This window comes from Rhizobium rosettiformans W3 (assembly GCF_004912135.1).
Taxonomy (GTDB): domain Bacteria; phylum Pseudomonadota; class Alphaproteobacteria; order Rhizobiales; family Rhizobiaceae; genus Allorhizobium; species Allorhizobium rosettiformans.
Window position 1 is genome coordinate 35,751 of sequence record NZ_STGU01000015.1, and the last position, 26,919, is coordinate 62,669.

At 63.1% G+C, this 26,919-nt stretch carries 22 protein-coding genes; 11 read left to right on the top strand and 11 right to left on the bottom strand.

Translation table 11 applies throughout. From position 1 onward, the window contains the following. Positions 1–168: 168 nt before the first annotated feature. Positions 169–2,079, bottom strand: a complete 1,911-nt coding sequence (locus FAA86_RS20415) for a methyl-accepting chemotaxis protein (RefSeq protein WP_136542878.1) — start codon at positions 2,077–2,079, stop codon at positions 169–171. An 833-nt stretch (positions 2,080–2,912) separates the two neighbouring features. Here FAA86_RS20415 and FAA86_RS20420 point away from each other — a divergent pair. From FAA86_RS20420 to FAA86_RS20430, 3 genes are all read left to right on the top strand, one after another. Further along, positions 2,913–6,695 carry a vitamin B12-dependent ribonucleotide reductase gene (locus tag FAA86_RS20420; RefSeq protein WP_136542879.1) on the top strand — a complete coding sequence of 1,261 codons (3,783 nt, stop codon included), beginning with the start codon at positions 2,913–2,915 and terminating at the stop codon, positions 6,693–6,695. A gap of 552 nt (positions 6,696–7,247) precedes the next feature. Further along, complete coding sequence (locus tag FAA86_RS20425) at positions 7,248–7,487, top strand: DUF378 domain-containing protein (RefSeq protein WP_113462271.1); 240 nt, start codon at positions 7,248–7,250, stop codon at positions 7,485–7,487. Between the two features lie 191 nt (positions 7,488–7,678). Further along, a complete protein-coding gene (locus FAA86_RS20430; RefSeq protein ID WP_113462272.1) occupies positions 7,679–7,990 on the top strand; it encodes a DUF1883 domain-containing protein in 312 nt (103 codons plus the stop codon). A gap of 35 nt (positions 7,991–8,025) precedes the next feature. Here FAA86_RS20430 and FAA86_RS20435 read toward each other — a convergent pair whose 3' ends face one another. From FAA86_RS20435 to FAA86_RS20455, 5 genes are all read right to left on the bottom strand, one after another. Then, positions 8,026–9,432: a flavin monoamine oxidase family protein gene (locus tag FAA86_RS20435; RefSeq protein ID WP_136542880.1), complete on the bottom strand. Its 1,407-nt coding sequence runs from the start codon at positions 9,430–9,432 to the stop codon at positions 8,026–8,028. Further along, on the bottom strand, positions 9,422–10,915 hold the full coding sequence (locus FAA86_RS20440) for a diguanylate cyclase domain-containing protein (protein ID WP_136542881.1): 1,494 nt from the start codon (positions 10,913–10,915) through the stop codon (positions 9,422–9,424). The genes FAA86_RS20435 and FAA86_RS20440 overlap by 11 nt, the downstream gene beginning before the upstream one ends. A gap of 85 nt (positions 10,916–11,000) precedes the next feature. Continuing rightward, positions 11,001–12,314, bottom strand: a complete 1,314-nt coding sequence (locus FAA86_RS20445; protein WP_136542882.1) for a replication-associated recombination protein A — start codon at positions 12,312–12,314, stop codon at positions 11,001–11,003. Next, positions 12,311–13,669, bottom strand: coding sequence for a DegQ family serine endoprotease (locus FAA86_RS20450; protein ID WP_246035145.1), 1,359 nt, complete (start codon positions 13,667–13,669; stop codon positions 12,311–12,313). Before FAA86_RS20450 ends, FAA86_RS20445 begins: the two co-directional genes overlap by 4 nt. Before the next feature lie 154 nt (positions 13,670–13,823). Beyond that, a complete protein-coding gene (locus FAA86_RS20455; protein WP_136542884.1) occupies positions 13,824–14,912 on the bottom strand; it encodes a serine hydrolase domain-containing protein in 1,089 nt (362 codons plus the stop codon). A 143-nt stretch (positions 14,913–15,055) separates the two neighbouring features. Between FAA86_RS20455 and FAA86_RS20460 the strand changes: the two genes are divergently transcribed. Continuing rightward, entirely contained in the window at positions 15,056–15,454 is a 399-nt protein-coding gene (locus FAA86_RS20460) for a lysozyme inhibitor LprI family protein (RefSeq protein WP_136542885.1), read from the top strand. Between the two features lie 82 nt (positions 15,455–15,536). Here FAA86_RS20460 and FAA86_RS20465 read toward each other — a convergent pair whose 3' ends face one another. Beyond that, the gene (locus tag FAA86_RS20465; protein WP_136542886.1) at positions 15,537–16,445 is read right to left on the bottom strand and encodes a LysR substrate-binding domain-containing protein; all 909 of its coding nucleotides are present in this window, start codon (positions 16,443–16,445) and stop codon (positions 15,537–15,539) included. A gap of 117 nt (positions 16,446–16,562) precedes the next feature. Between FAA86_RS20465 and FAA86_RS20470 the strand changes: the two genes are divergently transcribed. The 3 genes from FAA86_RS20470 (at position 16,563) to FAA86_RS20480 (ending at position 19,371) form a co-directional block, all read left to right on the top strand. Further along, the gene (locus FAA86_RS20470) at positions 16,563–17,699 is read left to right on the top strand and encodes a TauD/TfdA family dioxygenase (protein ID WP_136542887.1); all 1,137 of its coding nucleotides are present in this window, start codon (positions 16,563–16,565) and stop codon (positions 17,697–17,699) included. Beyond that, on the top strand, positions 17,696–18,460 hold the full coding sequence (locus FAA86_RS20475) for a class II aldolase/adducin family protein (protein ID WP_136542888.1): 765 nt from the start codon (positions 17,696–17,698) through the stop codon (positions 18,458–18,460). Before FAA86_RS20470 ends, FAA86_RS20475 begins: the two co-directional genes overlap by 4 nt. A 122-nt stretch (positions 18,461–18,582) precedes the next feature. Further along, complete coding sequence (locus tag FAA86_RS20480) at positions 18,583–19,371, top strand: carbon-nitrogen hydrolase family protein (protein ID WP_136542889.1); 789 nt, start codon at positions 18,583–18,585, stop codon at positions 19,369–19,371. Positions 19,372–19,457: 86 nt separating this feature from the next. On the opposite strand, the gene FAA86_RS20485 is transcribed toward FAA86_RS20480, so the two are convergent. From FAA86_RS20485 to ilvD, 3 genes are all read right to left on the bottom strand, one after another. Further along, positions 19,458–19,820 (bottom strand): VOC family protein, encoded by a 363-nt coding sequence (locus tag FAA86_RS20485; RefSeq protein WP_246035143.1) that lies wholly within the window; start codon positions 19,818–19,820, stop codon positions 19,458–19,460. Positions 19,821–19,893: 73 nt separating this feature from the next. Continuing rightward, positions 19,894–20,988 (bottom strand): acyltransferase family protein, encoded by a 1,095-nt coding sequence (locus FAA86_RS20490; RefSeq protein WP_136542890.1) that lies wholly within the window; start codon positions 20,986–20,988, stop codon positions 19,894–19,896. 121 nt (positions 20,989–21,109) lie between these two features. Further along, the gene (ilvD, locus tag FAA86_RS20495; RefSeq protein WP_136542891.1) at positions 21,110–22,945 is read right to left on the bottom strand and encodes a dihydroxy-acid dehydratase; all 1,836 of its coding nucleotides are present in this window, start codon (positions 22,943–22,945) and stop codon (positions 21,110–21,112) included. Positions 22,946–23,177: 232 nt separating this feature from the next. On the opposite strand from ilvD, the gene FAA86_RS20500 reads away from it, so the two are divergent. The 3 genes from FAA86_RS20500 to msrQ all read left to right on the top strand — a co-directional run bounded on the left by FAA86_RS20500 (position 23,178) and on the right by msrQ (position 25,533). Further along, a complete protein-coding gene (locus FAA86_RS20500) occupies positions 23,178–23,780 on the top strand; it encodes a thermonuclease family protein (protein WP_167495048.1) in 603 nt (200 codons plus the stop codon). A 158-nt stretch (positions 23,781–23,938) separates the two neighbouring features. Continuing rightward, positions 23,939–24,889: a protein-methionine-sulfoxide reductase catalytic subunit MsrP gene (msrP, locus tag FAA86_RS20505; RefSeq protein WP_136542893.1), complete on the top strand. Its 951-nt coding sequence runs from the start codon at positions 23,939–23,941 to the stop codon at positions 24,887–24,889. Continuing rightward, a complete protein-coding gene (gene msrQ, locus FAA86_RS20510; protein ID WP_136542894.1) occupies positions 24,889–25,533 on the top strand; it encodes a protein-methionine-sulfoxide reductase heme-binding subunit MsrQ in 645 nt (214 codons plus the stop codon). Before msrP ends, msrQ begins: the two co-directional genes overlap by 1 nt. Here msrQ and FAA86_RS20515 read toward each other — a convergent pair. Further along, complete coding sequence (locus tag FAA86_RS20515; protein WP_136542895.1) at positions 25,530–25,952, bottom strand: ribosomal maturation YjgA family protein; 423 nt, start codon at positions 25,950–25,952, stop codon at positions 25,530–25,532. The genes msrQ and FAA86_RS20515 overlap by 4 nt on opposite strands. A gap of 49 nt (positions 25,953–26,001) precedes the next feature. Between FAA86_RS20515 and FAA86_RS20520 the strand changes: the two genes are divergently transcribed. Next, positions 26,002–26,874, top strand: coding sequence for a DUF817 domain-containing protein (locus FAA86_RS20520; protein WP_136542904.1), 873 nt, complete (start codon positions 26,002–26,004; stop codon positions 26,872–26,874). The last annotated feature ends 45 nt before the right edge of the window (positions 26,875–26,919 follow it).

Genomic DNA, 26,919 nt, shown 5'->3' on the forward strand with positions numbered 1-26,919 from the left:
CCGCGTCTCCTCGATCCGCTCATTTATCCCTGTCGCGGCCCAGTCGGCGGCAGCGCCAGACAGACCTCAATGGTCTGACACCTTGCCCGTTTCGTCGCGCAAACGAAAGAAGCGCCGCATTTCTGCGGCGCTTCCGTACTTCGCTCTTTAGCGAATTCCCGAAATGGCTCAGGCTGCCGTGCGGTAGCCCGCAGAGCCGGCCGAGGCGCCACCTTCGAGCTTGAAGCGGGCGAGCTGCGCCTGCAGCTGGCGGGCTTCGCCGGCCAGAACCTGGCTCGCTGCCGTCGTCTCCTCCACCATGGCGGCGTTCTGCTGGGTCATCTGGTCCATGTGGTTGACCGAGGTGTTGATCTCGCCAAGCGCTGCCGACTGTTCTTCGGCGGCACGGGCAATCGTCACCACGTGGTCGTTGACGCGGTTGACCAGAGATTCGATCTCCTTCAGCGCCTCGCCGGTCGAAAGCACGAGCGACACGCCGCCCTTCACTTCCTCGGCCGAGGTGTTGATCAGGGTCTTGATCTCCTTCGCAGCATTGGCAGAACGCTGGGCCAGTTCGCGAACTTCCTGGGCAACGACGGCAAAACCGCGACCGGCTTCACCGGCACGTGCTGCTTCGACACCGGCGTTGAGTGCCAGCAGGTTGGTCTGGAAGGCGATTTCGTCGATGACCGAGATGATCTGGCTGATCTTCTGCGAGGACTGCTCGATGCGGCCCATCGCGTCGATGGCGTTGCGGACGATGTCACCCGACTTGCCGGCGCTCGACTTGGTCTCGTCGACCATGTGCGAGGCTTCCCGGGCACGCTGGGTCGAGGTCTTGACCGTGGTGGTGATCTCCTCGAGTGCGGCGGCCGTCTCTTCCAACGAAGCGGCCTGCTGCTCGGTGCGGCGGGCCAGCTGGTTGGCGGCCGAGGACAGTTCGCCGGAGTTGCCGGTGATCGTGCCCGCGGCGTTCAGGATGTTCTGCATGGTCTGGCGCAGGACGGCCATGGTCTGGTTGACGTTGCCCTGGAGTTCGGCAAAGGCGCCCTGGAACTGGCCGTTCATGTCGTGTGTCAGGTCGGCGTCGGCGAGCGCTGCGATAACGCGGCGAACTTCGGTGATGCCGCGGTCGACGCTTTCGACGAGCTCGTTGACCGAACCGGCAAAGCGCTGCAGGTCGGCATCTTCGTAAGACTTGGTGATGCGCTTGGAGAAATCGCCAGCAGCGGCCGCCGCGACGATGTCGCTGATCGAGGTCTGCAGGTCACGGCTCTGGGCATGCAGGGCCGCTTCCTGGGCTTCCATGGCGCGCATCTGGGCTTCGTTGGTGCGGAAGACTTCCAGCGCACGGGCCATTTCGCCGATTTCATCCTTGCGCTCGGTGCCTTCGATGGCCTTGCCGAGCTTGCCGGAGGCCATCTCCGTCATGACGGCGGTCAGGCTGCGGATCGGGTTGACGATGCCGCGACGGGCAAGCAGGAAGCTGATGGCCACACCGGCGAGAATGCAGACAGCCGCGGTCACGACCTGGACCAGCATGGTGAAGCCGGAGGCAGCCAGCGCGTTTTCACGCGAGGCCTTCAGGCTTTCGGCAGACGAGGTCGAATATTCCTTGACCACTGCGGTGACCGTCTTCTGGGCGTCGAGAGCCTTGGCCAGCTCGCCCTTCATCACGGCGAGATCCTGGCCGGCAGGCGTCGCGGCGACGGCAACCATCTCGCGGATCTGGTTGAAGTAAGCGTCGAGCGCCGTCTTCGTGCGATCGAGGATCTGGGCCTCGGCCGGGCTCGCGGTCGTCGCGATCTTCGGCAGGCGGGCGAGCATTTCGGCCGCGCGCTTGTCGGTTTCAGCAGCGAAATCGGCGGCCTTTTCCGGAGCCAGCGCCAGCTGATAGGTCATGCGGGAGATGGCAATGATGTCGACGCGCAGGTCCATGGCCTCACGGGCCACCTCTTCGCGGGCGCCGGTGTCCTTCAGCGCCGAGCCCAGCGAGGACAGGCCGCTTGCGCCGACAGCTGCGATCGCCGCGGCCGCAACGCCCATCAGGACGACGACGAGGCTGATCTTTTTGAGAATGGAGAGATTGGCGATACTCATGAAGATTTACTCCGTGCGACCCGCCATCCTGGCAGGCGGCCTTGTGCGGCCGGGCATGGAGGTCATTCCATACTGATGGTTTCACTGAATAATCGTCACATATTGCGATTTGGTTGATGCGGGATGAGTGAATTATGCATCTGCAATATCAGGTAGCGTCCTCGGCCCGGGCGAGGAGATTTCCTGTCAAGCCCAGGATTTTTCCCGGCTCTCATCCCCAGCTTTTTCGAGCGACGATTCGGCCCGCCGGAAAAGCCCCGAAGACCTAGCTTTGAGCCCGGTTTGCGCATCGTTTCGGCACGAAATCGCCCCCGTGACTTTTGCGTGACGGCGCGGCATCGGCAGGGCCTTGCGTCACACGACACGAGAAAGCCGTGTCATTCCCGTGACTTCGCTCTTTTGCCCGTTATCCACAATCAATCACCACAACATATAGCGTTAACATTTCCTTCACAGACCACCCCTTGACGGAATCAGTCGGGACGATGTTAATGGACCCTGTTGCGGCGGCGACTGGACCGGGCATAACGAGGCCGGGTTTCATCAAACATTGTGGCGGCTTTCTTTGAGGTGGAACGGCGTTCTGAGGACGTCGCCCACAACAGGAAATTTGTGCGATTTTTGACCGCCCGGCAGGGGGTCTGGGTCTGGCAGCAATAATCTGTTAGTACTATATTTAGTGTTTGCAGCCACCATCACTACCATATACAGGGTCATCATCTCCGGATGAATCACCTGACGGACGAACAAGTGAGCGGCTGCGCAGTTTCGCGTTGGCCGAACGAAATTACTCGCGCCGATTTTTGGCGCCCTAGATCGAGGGACACAGGCAGATGCGCATTGAACGTCGCTTCACCAAACCGGGACAGTCCGCCTATGCGGAAATCGAGTTCCGCAAGGCCATCAGCGAAATCAAGAACCCCGACGGCTCAATCGTATTTCGTCTTGCCGACATCGACGTCCCGGCTCAGTTCAGCCAGGTGGCGGCGGACATCCTCGCCCAGAAGTATTTCCGCAAGGCCGGCGTGCCGAAGATCCTGAAGAAGGTCGAGGAGAACGACGTTCCCTCCTTCCTCTGGCGCTCGGTTGCCGATGAGAAAGCACTCGCTGCTCTGCCCGCGGAAGAGCGCTACGGCTCGGAAACCGATGCCCGACAGGTCTTCGATCGCCTGGCCGGTACCTGGACCTATTGGGGCTGGAAGGGCAAGTATTTCTCGTCCGAAGAAGACGCTGCCGCCTTCAAAGACGAGCTCGCCTACATGCTCGCCACCCAGCGCGTCGCGCCGAATTCCCCGCAGTGGTTCAACACCGGCCTGCACTGGGCCTATGGCATCGACGGCCCCGGCCAGGGCCATTTCTATGTCGACCCCTTCACCGGCAAGCTGGTGAAGTCCAAGTCGGCCTATGAGCATCCGCAGCCGCATGCCTGCTTCATCCAGTCGGTCGAAGACGACCTGGTCAACGAAGGCGGCATCATGGACCTCTGGGTCCGCGAAGCGCGTCTTTTCAAGTACGGCTCCGGCACCGGCTCCAACTTCTCCTATCTGCGCGGCGAAGGCGAAAAGCTTTCCGGCGGCGGCCGCTCGTCCGGCCTCATGTCCTTCCTGAAGATCGGCGACCGCGCAGCCGGCGCCATCAAGTCGGGTGGCACCACCCGTCGCGCGGCCAAGATGGTTGTCGTCGACATCGACCATCCCGATATCGAAGCCTATATCGACTGGAAGGTGAAGGAAGAGCAGAAGGTTGCCGCCCTCGTCACCGGCTCGAAGATCGTCGCCAAGCACCTGAAGGCGATCATGAAGGCCTGCGTCAACTGCGAGGCTGACAACGGCGCCTGCTTCGACCCGAACGAGAACCCTGCCCTGAAGCGCGAAATCAAGGCCGCGAAGAAGGACCAGGTTCCGGAAAACTACATCAAGCGCGTCATCCAGTTCGCCCAGCAGGGCTACAAGGATCTCGAGTTCAAGACCTATGACACCGACTGGGATTCGGAAGCCTATCTCACCGTGTCGGGCCAGAACTCGAACAACTCCGTCTCGCTGAAGGACGACTTCCTGCGCGCCGTCGAGAATGATGGCGAGTGGAACCTGACCGCCCGCAAGGACGGCAAGGTGATGAAGACGCTCAAGGCCCGCGACCTCTGGGAGAAGATCTCCTATGCCGCCTGGGCGTCCGCCGATCCGGGTCTGCACTTCAACACGACGATGAACGACTGGCACACCTGCCCGGCTGCCGGCCCGATCCGCGCGTCGAACCCGTGCTCGGAATACATGTTCCTCGACGACACGGCCTGCAACCTGGCTTCGCTCAACCTCCTGCAGTTCAAGGATGCCGAGACGAAGAAGATCAACATCGCCGACTACGAACACGCCGTCCGCCTCTGGACCGTCGTACTCGAAGTCTCCGTGATGATGGCGCAGTTCCCGTCGCGCCAGATCGCCGAACTCTCCTATGAATACCGCACGCTCGGCCTCGGCTATGCGAATATCGGCGGCCTCTTGATGTCCTCGGGCATCCCTTATGATAGCGCCGAAGGCCGCGCCATCTGCGGTGCGCTGACCGCCATCATGACGGGCGTCTCCTATGCGACGTCTGCCGAAATCGCTTCGGAACTCGGCCCCTTCCCGGGCTTTGCACCGAACCGCGACAACATGCTGCGCGTCATCCGCAACCATCGCCGCGCCGCCCAGGGTCTCGCCTTCGGTTACGAGGGCCTGTCGGTCAACCCGGTTCCGCTGATCCATGCCGACTGCACGGATCCTGATCTCATCACCCATGCCACGGCCGCCTGGGACAAGGCGCTCGAGCTCGGTGAAAAGCACGGCTACCGCAATGCCCAGGTCTCGGTCATCGCACCGACCGGCACGATCGGTCTCGTCATGGACTGCGACACGACCGGCATCGAGCCCGATTTCGCGCTCGTCAAGTTCAAGAAGCTCGCCGGTGGCGGCTACTTCAAGATCATCAACGCTGCCGTTCCGGAAGCGCTGCGCACCCTTGGCTATTCTGAATCCCAGATCGCCGAGATCGACGCCTATGCCGTCGGCCATGGCAATCTGAACCAGGCCCCGGGCATCAACCCCTCGACGCTGAAGGCCAAGGGCTTCACCGACGAGAAGATCGAAGCCGTCAACGGCGCGCTGAAGTCGGCCTTCGACATCAAGTTCGTCTTCAACCAGTGGACGCTCGGCGCCGACTTCCTTAAGGAGACCCTCAAGGTCTCCGACGAGCAGCTCGCCGACATGAGCTTCAACCTGCTTGAGCACATGGGCTTCTCGAAGAAGGACATCGAAGCCGCCAACATCCATGTCTGCGGTGCGATGACGCTCGAAGGCGCCCCCTTCCTCAAGAAGGAGCACCTGCCCGTCTTCGATTGCGCCAATCCCTGCGGCAAGATCGGCAAGCGTTATCTCTCGGTCGAGAGCCACATCCGCATGATGGCGGCTGCCCAGCCCTTCATCTCGGGTGCGATCTCCAAGACGATCAACATGCCGAACGAAGCGACCGTCGAGGATTGCGGCTCCGCCTACATGCTGTCCTGGAAGCTGGCACTGAAGGCCAACGCGCTCTACCGCGATGGCTCGAAGCTCTCCCAGCCGCTCAACGCCTCGCTGATCGAGGACGCGGATGACGAGGACGGCGTCGACGAACTGCTCCAGCAGCCGATGGCGGCCCAGGCCGTCACCATCACGGAACGCATCGTCGAGCGCATCGTCGACCGTGTCGTGCGCGAGCAGGAAAAGCTGCCGACCCGCCGCAAGGGTTACACCCAGAAGGCCAAGATCGGTGGTCACACGATCTTCCTGCGCACCGGCGAATATGACGACGGCCGTCTCGGCGAAATCTTCCTTGACATGAACAAGGAAGGCTCGGCCCTTCGCGCCTTCATCAACAACTTCGCCATCTCCGTCTCGCTCGGCCTGCAGTATGGCGTGCCGCTCGAGGAATATGTCGACGCCTTCACCTTCACCAAGTTCGAGCCGGCCGGCATGGTCACCGGCAATGACGCGATCAAGAATGCGACGTCGATCCTCGACTACGTCTTCCGCGAACTGGCGATCTCCTATCTCGGCCGCCACGATCTGGCGCATGTCGACACCTCGGACTTCTCCAACACCGCGCTTGGCCGCGGCATGAAGGAAGGCAAGGCGGATGTCGTCTCCAAGGGCCTGACCCGCGGTTACAAGCCGACGCTCGTCTCCAGCCACACGCCGGCTGCCGCGAGCGCCGAGCCGAAGGGTGCAGCCACCGCTGCCCCCGCCAAGGCCTCGGCCACGGTCACCGCCTTTGCCTCGACGGGCGCCACCGCCCGCAAGCTCGAAGTCGCCACCGCCGTCTCCACCCATGAAGTCGTGTCCTTCAAGCGCGACTACGAGGAACGCGCGGTCGAATTCGCCGAGGAGATCGCAGAAGAAAGCGTCTTCACCGACGCCGCCGCCGACGAGGCCGCCAGCGCCAAGGCCGAAGCCAAGAAACTCGAGGCCTCGCGCCGCATGCGCTCCATCGCGCAGGGCTACACGGGCAACATGTGCTCGGAATGCCAGAACTTCACGATGGTGCGGAATGGCACTTGCGAGAAGTGCGACACGTGTGGTGCCACGAGCGGGTGCAGCTGATCAGCTGAGAATTGAGTGAGATTTCGGCCCGGGGGAAACCTCGGGCCGAATTCGTTCTGAGAGCCCCACCTCCCCCCTCGCGGGGGAGGACGGAAAATCGAAGGCTTAGGCGAGCGCAAGCCGCCTAAACTTCAGATTTTCCAGGAGAGGGGCACAGTTCCGTTGGTGCCGACATAACCGAGCCCCCCTCTTGCGAAATCTGAGGTTTGGCCCTGATCGGGCCAATTCCTCGATTTCGCTTTCTCCCCCGCAAGGGGGGAGATAGAGCCGCGCTAAACGCAACGCACCCTCATTCCCCGCAGCTCTCGCCCCTCACCCTGAGGCGCCCGACCGCGTCGGGCCTCGAAGGGCGAGGCCACACCGTCCGGACCCTCATGCTGAGGTGCCGGGCAATGCCCGGCCTCGAAGCACGAGGCCACAGTGCCAGAAAAACAGAGGGATGCTTCGAGGCCCGCGCTTCACGCGGGCACCTCAGCATGAGGGCCGCACCGCCCCGGAACCAATCTCATTTGAAACTGTTAGGCCCTAGACCTCACCAACGGAGAGAACATCATGCGCGCCCTCAACCTCATCACACTGCTTCTCGTCATCGTCGGCGGCCTCAACTGGCTGCTGGTCGGCATTGCCGATTTCGACCTCGTTGCCGCCCTGTTCGGCGGTCAGGATACGGCACTCGCGACGATCGTTTACGTGCTGGTCGGCCTGTCGGCCCTGTGGCAGCTCGTGCCCTTCTTCAAGGCGATGCAGGTCGGCGAGACCCATGCGGAAGCCAATATCGGCACGCATCGCTAAGCGAAGCGTCGCCGTCGTTTCGAGACATGGACGCGGGGTCGGCAGTGCCGGCCCTGCTTTCATTCGGGTGAAGACGAAGTCCCAAAAAAGTCCGCCCTCGCCCCGGTTTGCAGGGCTTGCGGCCAACGCTTCTTTAACGGCCTCGCGGTATTTTACGATAGCTTAAAAGACTGGACGGAGACCTGAGCGAAATGTCCAAACCGACCTTCCGCTTCACCCATTACGATCTGAAGGAACAGCGCGCCGGCACGATCATCGAGGTGACGCTCTCGGCGGTCAACAATGTGCGGCTGATGACGCCGACCAATTTCCAGCGGTTCAAGGAAACGCTCGACTACAAATATCTCGGCGGCGTGGCGAAGAAATCGCCGATCAATGTCGTGATCCCGGAAAGCGGCCACTGGCACCTGATCGTCGACATGGAGGGCCATCATGGGCTCGCCGAATCCAAGGTCAAGATGATCGCAGCACCGGCCGTCCAGCCGAAGCAGAAGGCGTCCTGAGGCCATCCGCCTCCTTTCGCCCGGATCGGTGCCTCTCAGCCCTTGCCCGCAGCCAGAACGAGATCGGCCACCCGCTCGCCGCTCAGAAGCGCGCCGTGCACCGTGCCGGCATAATCGCCGCTCACATGCTCGCCGGCCAGCCGAAGCCGTGGCCCCACCGGCGCAGCAAGGGTCGCGTGATCGGCGGGGGATGCCCCGACCGCCGGGAAGGAATAGGCACCTCGGGCAAAGGGGTCCCTCGACCAGGCATGCCGGCTCATCCCCTTCGGCGCCGGAACATCCGATCCGAACATGTCGCGCAGGACGGCGGTGATGTCGGCGATTAAAGCCGCGTTGTCCATCGCGTCCACGCGGGGCGCATAATCCCCGCTCGCAACCAGCGTCAGCATCGGCGCATCGTGGATCGCCGTGAGGTTCAGCATGTCGGCAAAGCGGCCGCGCTCTCGTCCGGCATAGCCGAGAAAATGCACATCCTCCGGCCAGAAGGGCTTGTCGAAGGCGACCGAAACCTTGGCCAGCTGACCAAAGCCGATCGCAGCGATCGCCTTCCGGTGGCCGTCCGGTAAAGCGGGCTCGAAGGTGATGGCCTCGGCTTTCAACACGCCGAGCGGCACGGTGACGATGCAATGATCGGCTTCGACGGTCCCGGCGTCGGTCTCCACGGTGACGCCGTCAGGGCGGTGGCGGATCCTGCGCACCGGCTGGCCGAGGCGGATGTCGAGCCCCTGCCCCAGGAACTTCACCAGGAGATCGTACCCCTCGCGCAGCACCACATCCGGCCCGTCGAAGGCCTCACCGGCGTCGAGATGCAGCGCCGAGAGCTGAGCCAGCGGCGCGCCATATTCGCCCTCGTAGGTATCGGTCAGGGCCCAGTTGCCGATCGGCTCTTGCAGGAGGGCGGGATCGAGCATTTCGATCACCTCGAGCAGAGAAACCGACGGGTCGCCATCGGCCTCTTCCGCGGCGCTGTCGGCCAGCGTTTCGAGATCGTCGAAGACATCGTCGATCTCGAAATCTTCCGGCTCCACGCCGCCCTGCTCAAGCAGCTGCCAGCTTTCCTGGTCGATGAAGAAGGGCGTTGCGCGGGCCTTGGCAGCGAGATCCGCCACCGGGTTGCCGTGATAGCCGTGAATGAAATTGGCGCCGTGTTCGACCGGCACGCCAAGGCTGCTATCGGTGAAGATGCGGCCGCCGATCCGGTCGCGGGCTTCGAGCACCACGACCTCGGCACCGCTTTCGGCAAGGCGCGCGGCAGCGGACAACCCCGCCATGCCCGCGCCGACGACGACGACCTTCAGCCCCTTACCGGCCGCGTCCACGGGACCGGCTGCGCTTGCCAGTGGAGAGGCCTGGGCCAGGGCCCGGCGACCAACGGAGCTTAGCGAAAGGCCTGATGCGGCAGCGAGCAGCAGAAGCCTGCGGCGGAGCGGGTCAGGCCGCATGGACGGCCGCCTCGTCCTCGTCGGGGCTCAGATCCTCGGCGAAGAAGACCCGACCGCGGCCGCCTTCCTTGGAGGCATAAAGTGCCTTGTCGGCCATGGCCATGATCGGCCGGGCGGCGGCACCGCTTTCCGGTGCGGTCGCGACGCCCAGGCTGATCCCGACATCGACGACCGGCCCGCTCGACAGGGTGATGGGCTGAGAGACCGAGGCGATGATGTGCTGGGCGAGCATGGAAAGCCTCGGTCGGTCGCGGAAGGCATGGACCAGCACGACGAATTCGTCGCCACCGACACGTCCCACCAGCCCGTTTTCGCCGACGGCCTCCCGCAGCCGCTCCGCGACCACCCGGATCACCTCGTCGCCCGCGGCATGGCCATGGATATCATTGACGGCCTTGAAGCGGTCGAGGTCGCTGGCAATGACGGCAAAGGGCGCATGCGCCAGCCGTTCCGCCGCCTCGTTCAACGCCTTGTCGAAGCAGAGCCGGTTGGCAAGGCCGGAGAGCGCATCGCGATGAGCAAGCTCCCGGTTGCGACGCTCGCTTTCTTCCAGCCGCTCCGACAGGCGGCCGATATAGCGGCCGAGCACGAAGCTTGCGGTGAGCAGCAGGCCGCAGAGCAGCACCACCGCCGGCACGACGATGGTCCAGATCTCGGCACCGGGCTCGTAGAGGGCGAAGTCGAAGCTGCCGAGCTTGCGGCCGTCGAGGCTCCTGATCGCCAGCAGCCCGTCGTCGTGGCGATTGAAGCGGAGCTCCGGATATTCGAGTTGCGTGTTGAGATCGGCAACGAGCTCCGCATCGATCGGCCGTGCCGAAATCAGGACGACCGGATCGCCTTCGGGCAGCGCCACCTCGCCATCATCGGGCACGATGGCCATGGCGGTGGTGAGCATCACATCCCCGTCTATCTCGGCGAAACCGAAGGCGGCGATGGCATGAACCTGGGAGGCTGGCACCGGTTTCTGGCCATAGCCGCCATCGATCGTGGTGCGATGGGCATGGTGCTGCCTGATCGCCTGATCGGCAATCGCCTTCAGGTCCTCGCCGGGCTTCAGGTCGCGCGCGGTCAGATCCACCTCGTCCTGCCAGGCCGACATCAACAGGCGCCCGCCCGGACCGACGAGGAAGCTGCGCTCGTGGCCGAAATCATACCAGAGCGAGGAGACGAACTCCTCCACCACATAGGAGGCGCGGAACTTGAGCGTGATGTATTTGACCGAACGGTCCCAGCGCGCGAGCCCGAGCTGGTCCCGGGCAAGAAGGCTCTGACGGTCGCGCAGGACGTTTTCCAGCATCAGGATCTGCTTCTCGACCGCGATATCGTCGGCCTTGCGGGAAGCGATGTAACCGATGAAGAGGAGCGAAAGGGCCGACAGCGTGATCAGCACGAAGGCGAAGAGCTTGACCAGCGCCGGCAAACCAAGGCGCGGCGCGGCCTTGCCCCCCGGCTGCAAGTGCAAGAATTCAAGCTCTTTCGTCATGCGCAGTCCCCTGTGTTCGGCTCGGGAGATTACAGGAGAGCGCTTAAAAGCAGCTTAAGCTGAAATGACGATGGGCAAGTCCCCGTCAGCCGCCGGCCCGCTCGCGGCGGAGCTTCGCCCACCAGTCGAGGCGCTTCCTGATCTCGCGCTCGAAACCGCGCTCCGGCGGATCGTAATACTGCTGGCGGCCCATCTTTTCCGGGAAATAGTCCTGGCCGGAAAAGGCGTCCGGCTGGTCGTGGTCGTAGAGATAGCCGTCGCCATAACCTTCGCCCTTCATCAGCTTGGTCGGGGCGTTCAGGATGTGTTTGGGCGGCAAAAGCGAGCCATGCTCCTTGGCCGCCCGCATGGCCGCCTTGTAGGCGACATAGACGCCGTTCGACTTCGGGGCTGTCGCGAGATAGACGCAAGCCTCGGCCAGCGCGAGTTCGCCTTCGGGAGAACCGAGATAGTCGTAGGCATCCTTGGCGGCGTTGCAGACGACAAGCGCCTGGGGGTCGGCCAAGCCGATATCCTCGACCGCCATGCGCACCAGCCGGCGGCCGAGATAGAGCGGATCCTCGCCGGCATCGAACATGCGGCAGAGATAATAGAGGGCAGCATCGGGATCGGAGCCGCGCACCGCCTTGTGCAGGGCAGAGATCAGATTGTAGTGGCCGTCCTGGCCCTTGTCGTAGACAGGGGCGCGACGCTGGACGATGCGGCCCAGCCCCTCGGTGTCGAAGACCTCCCCTTCGCGGGCGGCACGCCAGACCTCTTCGGCCAGTGTCAGCGAGGCACGGCCATCGCCATCGGCCATGCGGATCAGGCTTGCCCGTGCATCGGCATCGAGCGGCAGCGGCTTGCCTTCGGTCTCCTCGGCGCGCTTCAGCAGGATCTCAATGCTCGCCTCGTCATGGCTCTTGAAGGTCAGGACCCTGGCGCGCGACAAAAGAGCGGCGTTGAGTTCGAAGCTCGGGTTCTCGGTCGTTGCCCCCACCAGAATGACGGTGCCGTCCTCCATCACCGGCAGAAAACTGTCCTGCTGGGCGCGGTTGAAGCGGTGAATCTCATCGACGAAGAGCAGGGTTTGGCGACCTTCCATGCGGCGCAGGCGTGCGCTTTCGAAAACCTTCTTGAGGTCGGCGACACCGGAGAAGATCGCCGAAATCTGCTCGAAGGCGAGGCCCGCCTCGCCCGAGAGCAGCCGGGCGACGGTGGTCTTGCCCGTGCCCGGGGGGCCCCAGAAGATCATCGAGCCGAGCGAGCCCGAGGCGATCATGCGGGCGAGCACGCCATCCTCGCCGGTCAGATGCTCCTGACCGGTGACTTCGGCAAGGTTCTTGGGCCGCAGACGATCGGCGAGCGGGCGACGCTCGGCCATCTCTTTCGACATCTGCGGCGCAAAGAGATCGCTCATCGGAAGATCTGCCGGATGCGCTGGCCATCGCGCTCGATCTCGACGCGCCAGAAGCCAGGATCGCTTTCGCTCATGGCCTGCAGATCATCCACGGAGGCGATCGGCTCGCCATTAACGGCCACCACGATATCGCGCGGCTGGAAGCCGAGGCGGGCCGCCGGCGATCCGCGCACGACTTCGGTCACGACGACCCCGGTCACTTCCGACGGCATCTTCAACTCATAGGCAAGGCGCGGCGAGAGATTGCCGGCGCGGATGCCGGCAAAGGGGCTGCGGCCTTCGATGAGTTGGATGTCGCGCGGCCGGGTCTCGGGAGCGGATGCCAGCTGCAGGGCAATTGCCTGCCGCTTGCCATCCTGCTGGATGGTCAGCTCTGCCGTCTTGCCGAGGCCCGCCGTGGTGAGGCGATAGCCGAGCGCATCCGGATGCTCGACCGGAATGCCGTTGACGGCCGTCACAACCTGCCCCGGTTTCAGGCCTGCCTTTTCGGCCGGGCCACCCTCGACGACGCTGACGACCAGCGCGCCGCGCACGGTCTGAAGGCCCAAGGCTTCTGCGACGTCAGAGGTCACAGGTTCGAAGCTTGCGCCGACATAGGGCCGCTCGAAGCTTGCCTCACCGCGGTCGGCGGCATCGAGGAAGACGCGCACGAGATTGGCGGGGATGGCGAAGCCAACGCCGTTCGAACCGCCGCCGCGCGAGAAGATTGCGGTGTTGATGCCGATCAGTTCGCCATTCATGTTGACCAGCGCACCGCCGGAATTGCCCGGATTGATCGCGGCATCGGTCTGGATGAAGAAGCCGAAATCGCCCTCGGTCACCTGGTTTCGGGCAAGCGCCGAGACGATGCCGGAGGTGACCGTCTGGCCAACGCCGAAGGGGTTGCCGATGGCGAGCACGAGATCGCCGACCTCGGTCGCATCGGAATCGCCGATCGGCAGCGTCGGCATCACTTCATTGGTTTCGAATTTCAGCACAGCCAGATCGAGGCGGTCATCCTTTAGCACGACCTTGACGGGGAACTCGCGGCCATCGGCGAGTGCCACCTTGATGTCGTCGGCGCCATCGATGACGTGGTTGTTGGTGACGACGACGCCGTCGGCTTCGACGATCACGCCCGAGCCGAGCGAGGACTGCTTTTCCGTGCGGTTCGGCATGCGCTGGCCGAAGAACTGCTCGAAGAAGGGGTCGCCGGCAAACAGGCTGGAGCGGGTCTGGACCAGCCGCTCTGCATAGACATTGACGACTGCACCGCGCGCCTGCTTGACCAGCGGCGCGAAGGAAAGCTGCATCTCGATCTGGCTCTTCGGCACCGCCTTGTCCTGCGCCAAAGCGGGGGCGGTGAGCGGCGTCATCAGAGCGACGACAACTGCGAGCGGTGTCAGACGGGCAAAACGCGGCATGCGAAATTCCTTCATGCGATATGGACGTTCTAGACCCGGTTCCTGCGCCGGCAAATAGGCAGAACCAAGGAAGACCAATCGCAGATGGGGATAACGCCTGCCCGGCTCAAGTGCTGACGGTTTCGATGATGCGCGTCATCAGGCCGTGGAGCTCATCACGGTAGCCGGTGCGGGCCGATGGCGCGCTCTCATTGGACGTCATCGCCACGGTCAACCCGAGGCTCGGCGCGATATAGAGCATCTGGCCGCCATAGCCCCAGGCATAGTTGACCTGGGCGCCGCCCATTTCCTTGAGGAACCAGGCATAGCCGTAGCCATCGCCGTTGAAGACGGAATTGGTGCGGCGGATCCAGCTCTCGCGGATCCAGGCTTCCGAGATCAGCCGGGTGCCATCCTCGGTCACGCCGCCGCGGCGATAGAGTTCGCCGAAGGCATGCAGCGAGCGTGGCGTCATGGCCATCTGGTTGCCGCCGAGATAATAGCCCTGCGGATCGCGGTGCCAGGAGCCGATGCGGAAACCTTCGAGCGGCCCAAGCCATTCCCGCGCGAGTGCCAGCGTCGGCTTTCCCGAGACCTTGGTGAGGATGACCGAGAGAAGGTGGGTGGAGGCGGTCGAATAGAGCATGCCGCCGCCGGGCTCGTCGACGAAATCGGCGGCGAGCGCAAAGCGCGTCCAGTTGCGGCTTGCGACCCAGCGGCCGTAATTCGGCCCGGACATGCGCTCGAGGCCCGACCGCATGGAGAGAAGATGGCCGATGGTGATCTGCGACAGGCGCGGATCGGGATTGGCGGGAAATTCCGAGCGCAGAACGGTTTCGATCTTCTGGTCGACGCCTTCGAGAAGGCCCTTGTCGATGGCGATGCCGATCAGAGCCGAGACGACGCATTTCGAGGCCGACTTGATGTTGGTCGAACCATTGAGCGAACTGTTGCCGTAAGCGCGCTCACCGAGCGCCTCGCCGTTGCGGGTGGCGATCACGGTTTCCAGAGTTTCGAGCCGCCTTGCCTCCTCCAGAAGGTTTGCGACCCGCGGGCGCACCGCCTCCAAATCCGCAGCCGGGCTGGCCGAGGTCACAACAGGCTCGGTCGAAGGCGACGCGCCAGGAGCCTCGGACTGTGCCAAAGCCTTGGGGCCGGAGATGACGGAGACGGCGCCGGAAGCACCGAGGAGGGAGAGGAAGGTTCGCCTTTGCATGGGCTGAAGGTAATGGCTGCGGCGCACAAGGGAAGGCCGAAAGCGCGCGTGCTCACCGCATCGTGAGGATTTTGCCGTTCACGCGTCGCGGAACGTTTGGCGCTGGAAGACCGTTGGTCCAGCATCAGGAAAGGAGACCGATCATGTCCCGAACCAAATCCACCATCTTCGGCCTCGCCGCCCTTGCCCTCGCCGCTCCGGTTGTTACCACCCTGCCCCAGCCAGCCCGGGCTGCGAGTTTCGATTGCCGCACGCCGGGCCTTGCCGCGGACGAGGCGGCGATCTGCCAGAACATCGATCTCAACGACATGGACGTGCGCATGGTCACCACGTTCGAATTGCTCCGCGAAATCCTGCCGATGGGCAGCCGCGGCGAGCTGGAGACGGCCCAGGTCAAGTGGCTCGAACAGCGCGGCGAATGCGGTGGCAATCTCGACTGCCTCGCCGCCGCCTATGCCAGCCGCATGGCCGAGCTCAGAAGCGCTGTCGGCGAGGTCATCGAGATGACCGAAACGCAGGGGCAGACGACGCAATCCAATTAGCGAATTGCCGAATTCTCAAAATGCCCATCTCAAGATTGGAGCCGGCCGCCTTTGCGGTCGGCTTATTCCGTGACGGCAGACGTCAGGGCGTGCCGAAGTCTGCCCCTGCCCTTTCCTCCAACCAGGCCACGAATGCCTTCACAGGCGACCGTTTCGCGGCGGCAGGGGCCATCGTGGCGAAATAGGCGGTGCCGAGATCGAGCGCACCGTCGGGCCAGGGTTTGAGGCTGCCGTCGGCGACGAGGTTGTCGGTGATCGAATGCCAGCCGAGCATCAGGCCCCGGCCATCGAGCGCGGCCTGCACCGCCTGAACGTAGTTGTCGAAGATGTGGGACCGACCGCGGGATTTCGGCAGGCCGCGACGGGCGAGATAATCGGCCCAGCCTTCCCAGTGGCGCGCCTCGACCGTGCGAACATGGATGAGCGGGGCGGTCTCCAGCCCCTCGCCTTTTGCCAGCAGGCTCTCGACCAGGGCCGGGCGACCGACAGGGCAGATCGTCTCGTCGAACAGGCGCAGCGTCTCGCCATCCTTCCAGGTGCCGCGGCCGTAGCGCAGGACGAGATCGGTGCCCGGCCAGATCTGCGGCAGGTCGGTCGGCGGGACCTGGACATTGACGAAGAGGCCGGGATTTTCCGCGTAGAAACCGCTGAGCCGCGGCATCAGCCAATGCGTGGCGAACCCCATGGTGCAGGCCACCGTCAGGCTCTGGTCCTCGAGGCCGGTGCTGGTGCGGATCTCCTCGATCGTGTCGGCGATCAGATCGAGACCGTCGCGGGTGGCGCGCGCCAGTTGCTGGCCGGTTTCCGTGAGCCGTGCCGGCCGGGTCGAGCGGTCAATCAGGATGGCGCCGACATGATCTTCGAGCGCCTTCAGCGCCTGGGTGACGGCGGGCTGGGTGACGTTCAAGGCGCTTGCCGCCTCGCGCATCGAGCCGAGCCGGGCGACGGCCTCGAAGGTGGTCAGCAGGCGCAGGGGCGGCAGACGGCTCAACTTAATCTCCAGCTTAACTCAGCATAAGCATAATCCCTCTGTTTTCCCCTGAGAAGTGGGATGATGATCGTCAAATCCGATCCGCTCTCTCGCCAGCCAGACTTAAGGAAGACCGTGATGAACATGCATGTTGCGACCGGGGCCGTGACACTCGCCGAGAAGGGCCTGCATCTGCCGATTGCCGATGGCAGACAGGCCTATTTCAATTACTACTGGCTGCGCGACAATTGCCCCAGCTCCTTCGACAGCAAGACGCGCGAGCGCAGCTTCGACATCTTCCACCTGTCGGAGGCACCGCGGGCTGCCAGTGCTGATATCGAGGGTGATGCGCTCATCATTCGCTGGGCGGGCGAAAACCATGTGTCGCGCTTTCCGCTGTCGCTGCTTGCGCTTTATACCGAGGGCAAACATCGCCCGGATCCGGCCGATCTGCCGCGCAAGGCCTGGTTCAGCGACCACTATCCCGACATTCCCCGCTTCTCGCAGCCGGAGCTGCTTCGCGATCCGAAGAAGGTCGCCGAATGGCTGGAGGCCATGATCGTCGAGGGGCTGACGATTGTCACCGACATGCCCGACAGCAATGAGGGGCTGACCGAGACGGTCAAGCTGATGGGGCATGTGCGGCCGACATTCTTCGGCGAATATTTCGACGTGAAGACGCATATCAACCCGACGAACACGGCCTATACGGCGAAGGCGCTGGAGCTGCATACCGACACGCCGGCGGAGGAGCATGCGCCGGGCATCCAGTTCCTGCACTGCCGGGCCAATACCGTCGAGGGCGGCATGAGCATCTATTCGGACGGCGTGGCTGTGGCGAATGCCTTCCGGGAGATCGATCCCGAGGGCTTCAAGCTCTTGTCCGAAATCGACATTCCTTTCTATTGCGAGCATGACACTTACGACATGCGCTCGCGGCAGCGGGTGATCGAGCTCGACAAGCATGGCGAGGTCTCGGGGCTTACGATCAGCCAGCACATGGCCGATCTCTTCGACCTGCCGCAGACCGTGCTTGACGACTATTATCCGGCCTTCTGCCGCTTCGGCAAAATGCTGCAGGACGACAGGTTCATGATGCGGTTTCTGATGAAGGCGGGCGAATGCATGGTGTTCGACAACCATCGCATCGTGCATGGGCGCATGGCCTATTCGGCGACCAGCGGCGATCGCTATCTGCGCGGCTGTTACGCCGATCGCGAGGAGATGCGTTCGACCTATCGGGCGCTGACGACGGAAGGACGGTTCAAGGCATGAATATCGCGGCTTCCGGAAACGACATGCTCGACGACGCAGCGCTGAAAGCGCTGCGTCAGGACCTCGCGGCCGCCTTCCGGCTCTGCCACCGCTTCGGCTGGAGTGAATCGGTCGGCAATCATTTCAGCGCGGCGGTTTCGGCGAATGGGCGGAAATTCCTGCTCAATCCGCGCTGGCAGCATTTTGCCACGGTGAAGGCGAGCGACCTGCTGATGCTCGATGCCGATGATCCCGATGTGATGAACGGGCCGAATGCGCCCGATCCGTCGGCCTGGACCGTGCATGGCACACTGCACCGGATGCTGCCGGAGGCGCGGGTGATCCTGCATTGCCATTCGCCCTATGCGGTGGCGCTGTCCTGCCTCAAGGACCCGACGCTGCTGCCGCTCGACAACAACACGGCGCGTTTCTACGGGCGGATCGGCTATGACCTCTCCTTCGGTGGCATTGCCGATGCGGCGGAGGAAGGCGAGCGGCTGGCGGAGATGATCCGCGGTAAGGCTGTGCTGGTCATGGGCAATCACGGCGTCTCGGTTGCCGGGGAGACGGTGGCGGATGCCTTCGAGGACCTCTATTTCTTCGAGAAGGCGGCGCAGACGATGGTTCTGGCGCTCTCGACCGGCAAGCCGCTGGCGGTGTTGTCGGACGAGATCGCGCAGGGCACGTCGGATGGCTGGATCCCCTATCGCGGCATGGCGGAGAAGCACTTTGCGTATTTGAAGTCGTGTCTGGACAGGGAAGACCCGAGTTACCGGGATTGAAACACAGACGGCTGGCAGAACCGTCCTCGCACTCGCGGCCATTGCGCTGACCAACACGCATTGCGCGAACACCAAGCTTCACCTATCTGCGGTGTGTCACGGCAATGGGTGGAGAAGCTGCAATGGTAAAGGCCGAACGGATCAAGGTGGCGCTGGCACAGGTGCTGCCGGGCGCTGACATCGAGGGGCTTTTGGCTCAGGCGGCGGCGGAGGCTGCCGACGTCATCGTCTTTCCGGAAATGTTCTCGAACGGATATAGCCGGTACGAAGCGACGCCATCTGGCCGCGCTGCGTGGATCGAAGCCGCCGAGCCGATCGACGGCCCCTTTGTCGAACGGTTTCGGCAGGCGGCGAAGCGCAATCACATCGCTGCCGTCGTGACCCTGCTGGAGCAGGGGCCGGAAAAGCCATTCAATACCGCTCTTCTGATCGACAGTCAGGGGCAGACGGTGTTGCAGCAGCGCAAACGGCACATCTGCTTCTTCGACAATCCGGAAGACGCCTGCGCTGCAGGAGATCGGTCGGACGTGGCGGAACTTGTCACGGCACATGGCTCGGCCACTGTCGGCATGATGATCTGCATGGACCGAGAATTCCCGGATGTCGCCACAGACCTGATGCGCGCGGGCGCCGAGATCATTCTGGTTCCCAACAGTTGCGCGCTGGTCGACGATCCCGAGATCGGCGATGTGCGTCTGGCGGGCATCCGTGCCACAGCCTACCAGACCGTGACGTGCATGGCGGTGGCCAATTATCCTGAAACGAAGGATGACGGGCATTCGGTGGCTGTTGACGAATTGGGTAAAGTCGTCGGCATGGGGACGCCAGAGGCAGGTCTTGTTCTCGCCGAGTTCGATCTAGCAAAGGTGCGCGAGACCCAAAAGCAGGAGTGGTTCCGGCGGAAGCGCTGACCGAACCTCCGGATGCGCGGATCAGCCCCGACCGTCCGGATATTCGGCGGGGCCTTTGATCTCGATCGTGTTGCAGAAGGGGTCCTTCACATAGAAGGAATGGCCCATGCCGCGGGCGCCGCCGTGCATGGCTTCGCGGTCGATGGCAACACCGTGGCCGGCGAGATGCGCGCGCAGCTCGTCATGATCGAAGGGGCCGGTAGCGATGCAGATGTGGTCGACATTACGACCGCCTGATACCGGTGGGGCGGCCTCTGGCCGCCGGGATGGGTGATGTCCCAGAGCACGATCAGGGCCGCGCCGCACCAGACCTGCTCCATGCCGAGCGCCGGATAGCTATAGCCAGGGCGGCAGCCGAGGACGTCGTGATAGAAGCGGAGCGCCTTGTCCATGTCGTCGACGATGAAGACGACATGGTCGATGCCGACGAGGCTGAAGGGGACGGTCATGGCGGCTCCTGATTTCAAAGGGTAGTGAGCAGTTGAGCGCCGGAGACGCGATTGCCGAGGATGCCTGAATAGGTCAGCGGCTGGTCGGCTCGTTGCCGGACCATTCGACGGTTCCTGTGGATGGCTGCCTCAGGCGATACCGGCGAAGATCGATGCCGTTGATGAACCTGCGCGCCGGCCCTTCGATAAACAGATAGCTCCCGATGGCACAGCACAGGGCGGCCATGACAAGCACGAAGACGTAGATCAGCCCCATGTCCCGGAACCGGCCAGCTGCAACATAAAATGGCTGCTGCCAAAGATAGAGCGAATAGCTGACGAGCCCGAGAGATGCCAGCGGCCGGAACGAAAGCGCCTCCCTTACCAGTTTCGGAGACACGTCGAGCGCGTTGACACTCCAGGCCAGCAGAAGCGTCGCTGCTCCATATTTGATGTAACCGGGGGTCTGCTCGGCAAACATCATCAGCGCCAAAGGCAGGGCTAGCACGGTGATTGCCGGGTGCATGAAGCGCCTGAGGTCAAACTCGCGGATCGCAAGAAACGTCGAGGCGGAGATCAGGATCGAGGCAATGCGGACATCGGTGCGCCAATAGACCAGTTCTTCGCGCTGGCCGAAATACTCGCTCGAAATCACGCCGTTTGCCACGCACAGGATTGCAGCTCCGATCATGCAGTACATCGCCAGCCGCGTCTTGCGACGGGTGAACCAGGCAAGCGCCAGCAGGACGAGATAGCTGTTTTCCTCGACCGAGAGCGACCAGGTATGGGCGAACACCAGGCCGCGGTCGTAGAACAGCTCGAGATAGCTTGAGGTGAAAGTGAGCGCCGCGACGATGTCAGGTATCTCTGCCAGCGGCTCGCGTGTGTGCATCAATTCGACGCTCAGCAGGGCCGGAATGCTGACGCAGGATACGAAAACAAGCAGGGCCGGGTAGATGCGCGAAAAGCGGCGACGGAGGAACTCCAAGGCGTCCAGTTTGCGAACGAACAGGATCTCGGCCATCAGCCTGCCGGAAAGGACGAAGAAGAGTTCGACCCCGAATGAACCGAACTCGAGGCCCGGCACCGGGAAGAAATGCCCGATCATCACGGACAGAATGGCCAGCCCGCGCCATCCATCGAGAAAAGCCAGTCTCTCGCTGGTGGGATTTACGCCGCTCGCTGTCATGAACCATCTCCCGGGTATCCAGGCGATATATTCAAACGAGCGGATTTTCGAAAGTTCAACGTGGAGAGGTGGTTAACGGCAACCCGTCGGTGATGCCGACGGGTTGCCGTATGTCGACGCCTTATTCCGGCAGCTGGCGGACGGCGCCCTTGTCAGCCGAGGACGCAAACGCGGCGTAGGCTTTGAGCGCGGTCGTGACGTTGCGCTTGCGCTTTTCGGCCGGCTGCCAGCCGAGCTTGTCCTGTTCGGCGCGGCGGCGTTCGAGTTCGGCGGGGTCGACGACGAGGTTGATCGTGCGGTTCGGGATGTCGATGTCGATCAGGTCGCCTTCGCGGACGAGACCGATCGCGCCGCCCTGGGCGGCTTCCGGCGAGGCGTGGCCGATCGAGAGGCCCGAGGTGCCGCCGGAGAAGCGGCCGTCGGTCACCAAAGCGCAGGCCTTGCCGAGGCCCTTCGACTTCAGATAGCTCGTCGGATAGAGCATTTCCTGCATGCCGGGGCCGCCCTTCGGGCCTTCATAGCGGATGACAACAACGTCGCCGGCGACGATGTGGTTCGACAGGATCGCCTTGACGGCTGCGTCCTGGCTTTCAAAGACGCGGGCCGGGCCCTTGAACTTCAGGATCGATTCATCGACGCCCGCCGTCTTCACGATGCAGCCGTCGAGCGCGATATTGCCCTTCAGAACGGCGAGACCACCATCCTTGGAGAAGGGATGTTCGACGGAGCGGATGACGCCGGTTTCGCCGTCGGTATCGAGTTCATCCCAGCGCGAGGCCTGCGAGAAGGCCTGGGTGGTGCGAACGCCACCGGGCGCTGCCTTGAAGAATTCGCGGACGGTTTCGGAATTGGTGCGGGTGATGTCCCAGCGGTCGATGGCATGGCCGATGGTCTCCGCATGCACGGTCGGGCAATCGCGGTTGATCAGGCCGCCGCGGTCGAGTTCGCCGAGGATGCGCATGATGCCGCCGGCGCGGTGGACGTCTTCCATGTGCACGTCCTGCTTGGCCGGGGCCACCTTCGACAGGCAGGGTACCTTGCGCGACAGGCGGTCGATATCGTCCATGGTAAAGTCGATGCCGCCTTCATGGGCTGCTGCCAGGATGTGCAGGACCGTGTTGGTCGAGCCGCCCATGGCGATGTCGAGGGCCATGGCGTTTTCGAAGGCCTGCTTCGAGGCGATGTTGCGCGGCAGGACGCTCTCGTCGTCCTGCTCGTAGTAGCGGCGGGTGATGTCGACGATCAGGTGGCCGGCCTCGACGAAGAGGCGCTTGCGGTCGGCATGGGTGGCGAGCGTCGAGCCGTTGCCAGGGAGCGACAGGCCGAGCGCTTCGGTCAGGCAGTTCATCGAATTGGCGGTGAACATGCCCGAGCACGAGCCGCAGGTCGGACAGGCGGCCTTTTCGATTTCATCGACATCGGCGTCGGAGATCTTGTCGTCGGCGGCGGCAACCATGGCATCGACGAGGTCGAGGGCGACCTTGCGGCCCTGCAGGATCGCCTTGCCGGCTTCCATCGGGCCGCCGGAGACGAAAACCGCGGGGATGTTGAGGCGCATGGCAGCGGACAGCATGCCGGGCGTGATCTTGTCGCAGTTGGAGATGCAGACCATGGCGTCGGCGCAATGGGCGTTGACCATGTATTCGACCGAGTCGGAGATGATCTCGCGCGACGGCAGCGAATAGAGCATGCCGTCATGGCCCATGGCGATGCCGTCATCGACAGCGATGGTGTTGAATTCCTTGGCCACACCGCCGGCGGCTTCGATCTCGCGGGCAACGAGCTGGCCGAGGTCCTTCAGGTGGACGTGGCCGGGCACGAACTGGGTGAAGGAGTTGACGACCGCGATGATCGGCTTGCCAAAATCGCCGTCCTTCATGCCGGTCGCGCGCCAGAGGCCGCGGGCACCGGCCATGTTGCGGCCGTGGGTGGTGGTTCTCGAACGATAGGCGGGCATGGGTGTCACCTCGGTGGCTTGTTCGCCGTCATGCCTGCACCCTCGGCGCCAAGGCAAGGCGGCCATTTTGGAACTGGTCTAAGCCAAGCGCCCTCACCTGTCACTAGCATCCAAGGGCAAATCGGTACGCCTTGCGGTCACGGAGCATGCGACTTCGTTCGCATTTGAGTGATCGGCTTAAGCCCGCGGCAAGATGTGTTTATTAGAGTTTACCGCGGAAGGAGGCGTCATGATGACCCGCAAACCTGCCCGCGTGATCTTGCTGAAGGATGCCCGTCAGAAGCTCAATCCCGAGCCGGCGCCGCGCTGGAGCCCGTTCAAGGCGCTCTACAAGATGCGCCGCGTCATCTTTTATGGCGGCCTCGGCGTCCTCGCCGTCATTCATTTCGATAAACTTCCCTATTCCTACCTGGTTGTGCCAGCAGGAAACAAGTTGATCGACTACAGCATCACGGGTGCGGTTGCGCCGCATCCAGAGCCGATCGAGGGGCGCTTCATCACCTGTGCGGGGGCGCAGCGCGTCAACTGCGTCGTCGATGGCGACACCTTTTGGTATCGGGCGGTGAAATATCGGATCTCCGACATCAATACGCCCGAGATCGGCCGTCCGGAATGCGAGCGCGAGCGGCGTCTCGGGATGGAGGCGCAGGTGGCGCTTCTGCAGACCCTGAACAGCGGCGGGCTAACCATGGAGCGCCGCGAACGGCGCGATGTCGATCAATACGGGCGAAAGCTGCGGGTGGTGCTGCAGGACGGACGCTCGGTCGGCGACGATCTGATCGCCCGCGGGCTTGCTCATCGCTGGGAAGGACAGAAGCTCAACTGGTGCGGCTGACTCACGTCGTTAAAAGCGATCGTTTCTTACAGCTGCGGCCGGCCCGCATCCTACACGAAATTGTTCCTGTCAGGCTTCTTTTCCCGGCATTGAAACTCTGGTCTGTAAGCGCACGTCATCTATCTTAGAGAGACACAGAGAGCCTGAAGAGGTGCGCCATGCCCGTCTACCATCCGCCGAAGATCGCCAGTTCCGAGATTACCCCGAAGTCGTTCTATCTCAAGCGACGGCAGTTCATGGGCGTTGCGGCAGGCGGTGTCGCGGCCGTCGGGCTCGGACATCATGCCTTTGCGGCGCCGCTTGCCGCGCAGCCGAGCAAGTACACGCTCGATGAAAAGCTGACCTCGAAGGAAGACGTCACCACCTACAACAACTTCTATGAGTTCGGCACGGGCAAGGAAGATCCGGCACGCAATGCCGGTTCGCTGACCACGCGCCCCTGGACAATCGAGGTGGGCGGCCTGGTCGCCAAGCCGCAGGTGATCGACATCGAGACGATCATGAAGGAAATCCCGATGGAGGAGCGCGTCTACCGGATGCGCTGCGTCGAGGCTTGGTCGATGGTAATCCCCTGGATCGGCTTCCCGCTTTCGGCGCTGCTCGATCGGGTCGAGCCCTTAGGCTCGGCGAAATACGTGGCCTTCGAGACGCTGGTCCGGCCAGAAGAGATGCAGGGACAGGCAGGCATCTTCCAGGCGCTGGAATGGCCCTATGTCGAAGGGCTGAGGCTCGACGAGGCGCGGCATCCGCTGGCGATCCTGGCGACGGGTCTTTACGGGGAGACGCTGCCGAACCAGAACGGCGCCCCGATCCGGCTCGTGGTGCCGTGGAAGTATGGCTTCAAGGGCATCAAGTCGATCGTGAAAATCACGCTCACCGAACAGGAGCCGCCGTCTACCTGGAACCGGCTGCAGCCGTCGGAATACGGCTTCTATGCCAATGTCAATCCGGAGGTCGACCATCCGCGCTGGAGCCAGGCGACCGAGCGGCGGATCGGCGAAGCGGACGGCCTGTTCGGTGGTGCCCGCATCGACACGTTGCCGTTCAATGGTTATGCCGACGAGGTGGCGAGCCTCTATGAGGGCATGGACCTGACGAAGTTCTACTGATGGCCACTCTCGCACTTCCCGCCCTGCCCGCCCGCTACAAGCCGGCGTCGATCTGGGCGCTCTATGCCCTCGGGCTTATGCCCGGTCTCTATGCCTTCTATCTCGGGATCTTCGGCGGGCTCGGGGCCGATCCGGTGCGGGCGTTCGAGCATCTCCTCGGGCTCTGGGCGCTCCGGTTCCTCTGCATCGGCCTGGTCATTACGCCGCTGCGCGATCTGTTCGGCATCAATCTCATTGCCTACCGCCGCGCGCTCGGGCTTCTGGCCTTCTATTACGTGCTGGCTCACTTCGCCGTTTATCTCACGCTCGACCGGGGCCTGATCCTGTCGTCGATCGCCGGCGACATCCTGAAGCGGCCGTATATCATGCTGGGCATGGCGGGGCTGGTCATGCTGATCCCGCTCGCGCTGACCTCGAACCAGTGGTCGATCCGCCGGCTTGGACAGCGCTGGAACAAGCTGCACAAGTTGGTCTACCCCGTGCTGATCGTTGCGGTGCTGCATTATGCGCTGTCGCTGAAGGTTCTCGATGCCGAAGTCAGCTTCTACATCGTCGTCACCCTCCTGCTGCTCGGCTATCGCCTCGTGCGGCCGAAGATCATGGAGCGGCGGCGGGCCAAACGCATGGCGGGTGCTGCGCGCTAGGCCTTGAGCGAACCCGTGCGGGCGAGATGCCTGCGTTCGCAGCCTGCGGCGAGCGCAATGCCGACGGCATAGGCGAGGATATTCCACCAGGAGAAGATGCGCCCCAAAAGCAGCGCGCCTGCCAGCGTCAGGCGGAAGTCGTCAAGCCAGGGGGCGTGGTAGAGACGGCTGAATTCGACCAGCGCCGCCGACACGAGGGACAAGACCGCGAGACGGCCGATCGACTGGCGGTGCAACAGCGTTGCGAACAGGAAGAAGACCATCGCGCCCCACAGCGTCGAGCCACCATATTTCACCAGAAAATAGGGCAGTCCGATCTCGTAACCGCCGAGCCGCAAGCTTGCCCCGCAGAGGATGATGACGAGCGCGATCGCCAATCGGCGCATACGCAGTGACGTCGATGCCTTGATTTCGTCCATCAGCGCTTAGTACTGAGGTTGCAACGGAATGCAACAGCGGGGCGTGCGGATGACACTGGTGGCGGAGGGACGCAAGGATATCCTGAGTGCGCTTGATCGACGGCTGATCGAAAACGCGCCGCATCCGGAACTGACCGGCTTCAGGCGCTTCGTCGTCGAGTTCGTCATGTTCGGCATCAAGGAAGCCCGCGCCTGCCTCTTTGCCGGGCTTTTCTTCGTCTCGATCTTCGCCGTGCCGCGCGCGGGCCTGTTCGGCATTCCGCGCTATGATGTGCTCCTGATCATTGCCCTTGCCATCCAGATCTGGATGGTCTGGACCAAGCTCGAAACGATGGACGAGTTGAAGGCGATCTGCCTCTTCCATGTTGTCGGCTTCGTGCTGGAGGCCTTCAAGACATCGGGCGCCAATCCCTCCTGGACCTATCAGGACTTCGCCTATACCAAGCTCCTCGGCGTGCCCTTGTTTTCCGGCTTCATGTATGCCGCCGTCGGCAGCTACATCATCCAGGCCTGGCGCCTGCTCGATGTGCGCATCCGGCATCATCCGCCCTACTGGATGGCGACCCTGGTGGCGCTGGCGATCTATCTCAACTTCTTCACCCACCACTATATCGGCGATTACCGCTGGTATCTCGCGGCGCTCGCCATCGGGCTTTATGCCCGCACGACCGTGATCTTCCGGCCCTTCGACCGGGACCGGCAGATGCCGATGCTCCTCGCCTTCATCCTGATCGGCTTCTTCATCTGGGTGGCCGAGAACATCTCCACCTTCTTTGCCATCTGGCACTATCCGAACCAGCTCGGCGCCTGGTCGACCGTGCATCTGGGCAAATGGAGTTCCTGGACGCTGCTCGTCATCATGACCTTCACCATCGTCGCGTCGCTCAAACATATCCGCGCGACGATCCACATTCCGAAATGAGATAAACGGGCGGCGAAAGATTTTTTTCGCATGCCGTGTCGAAAT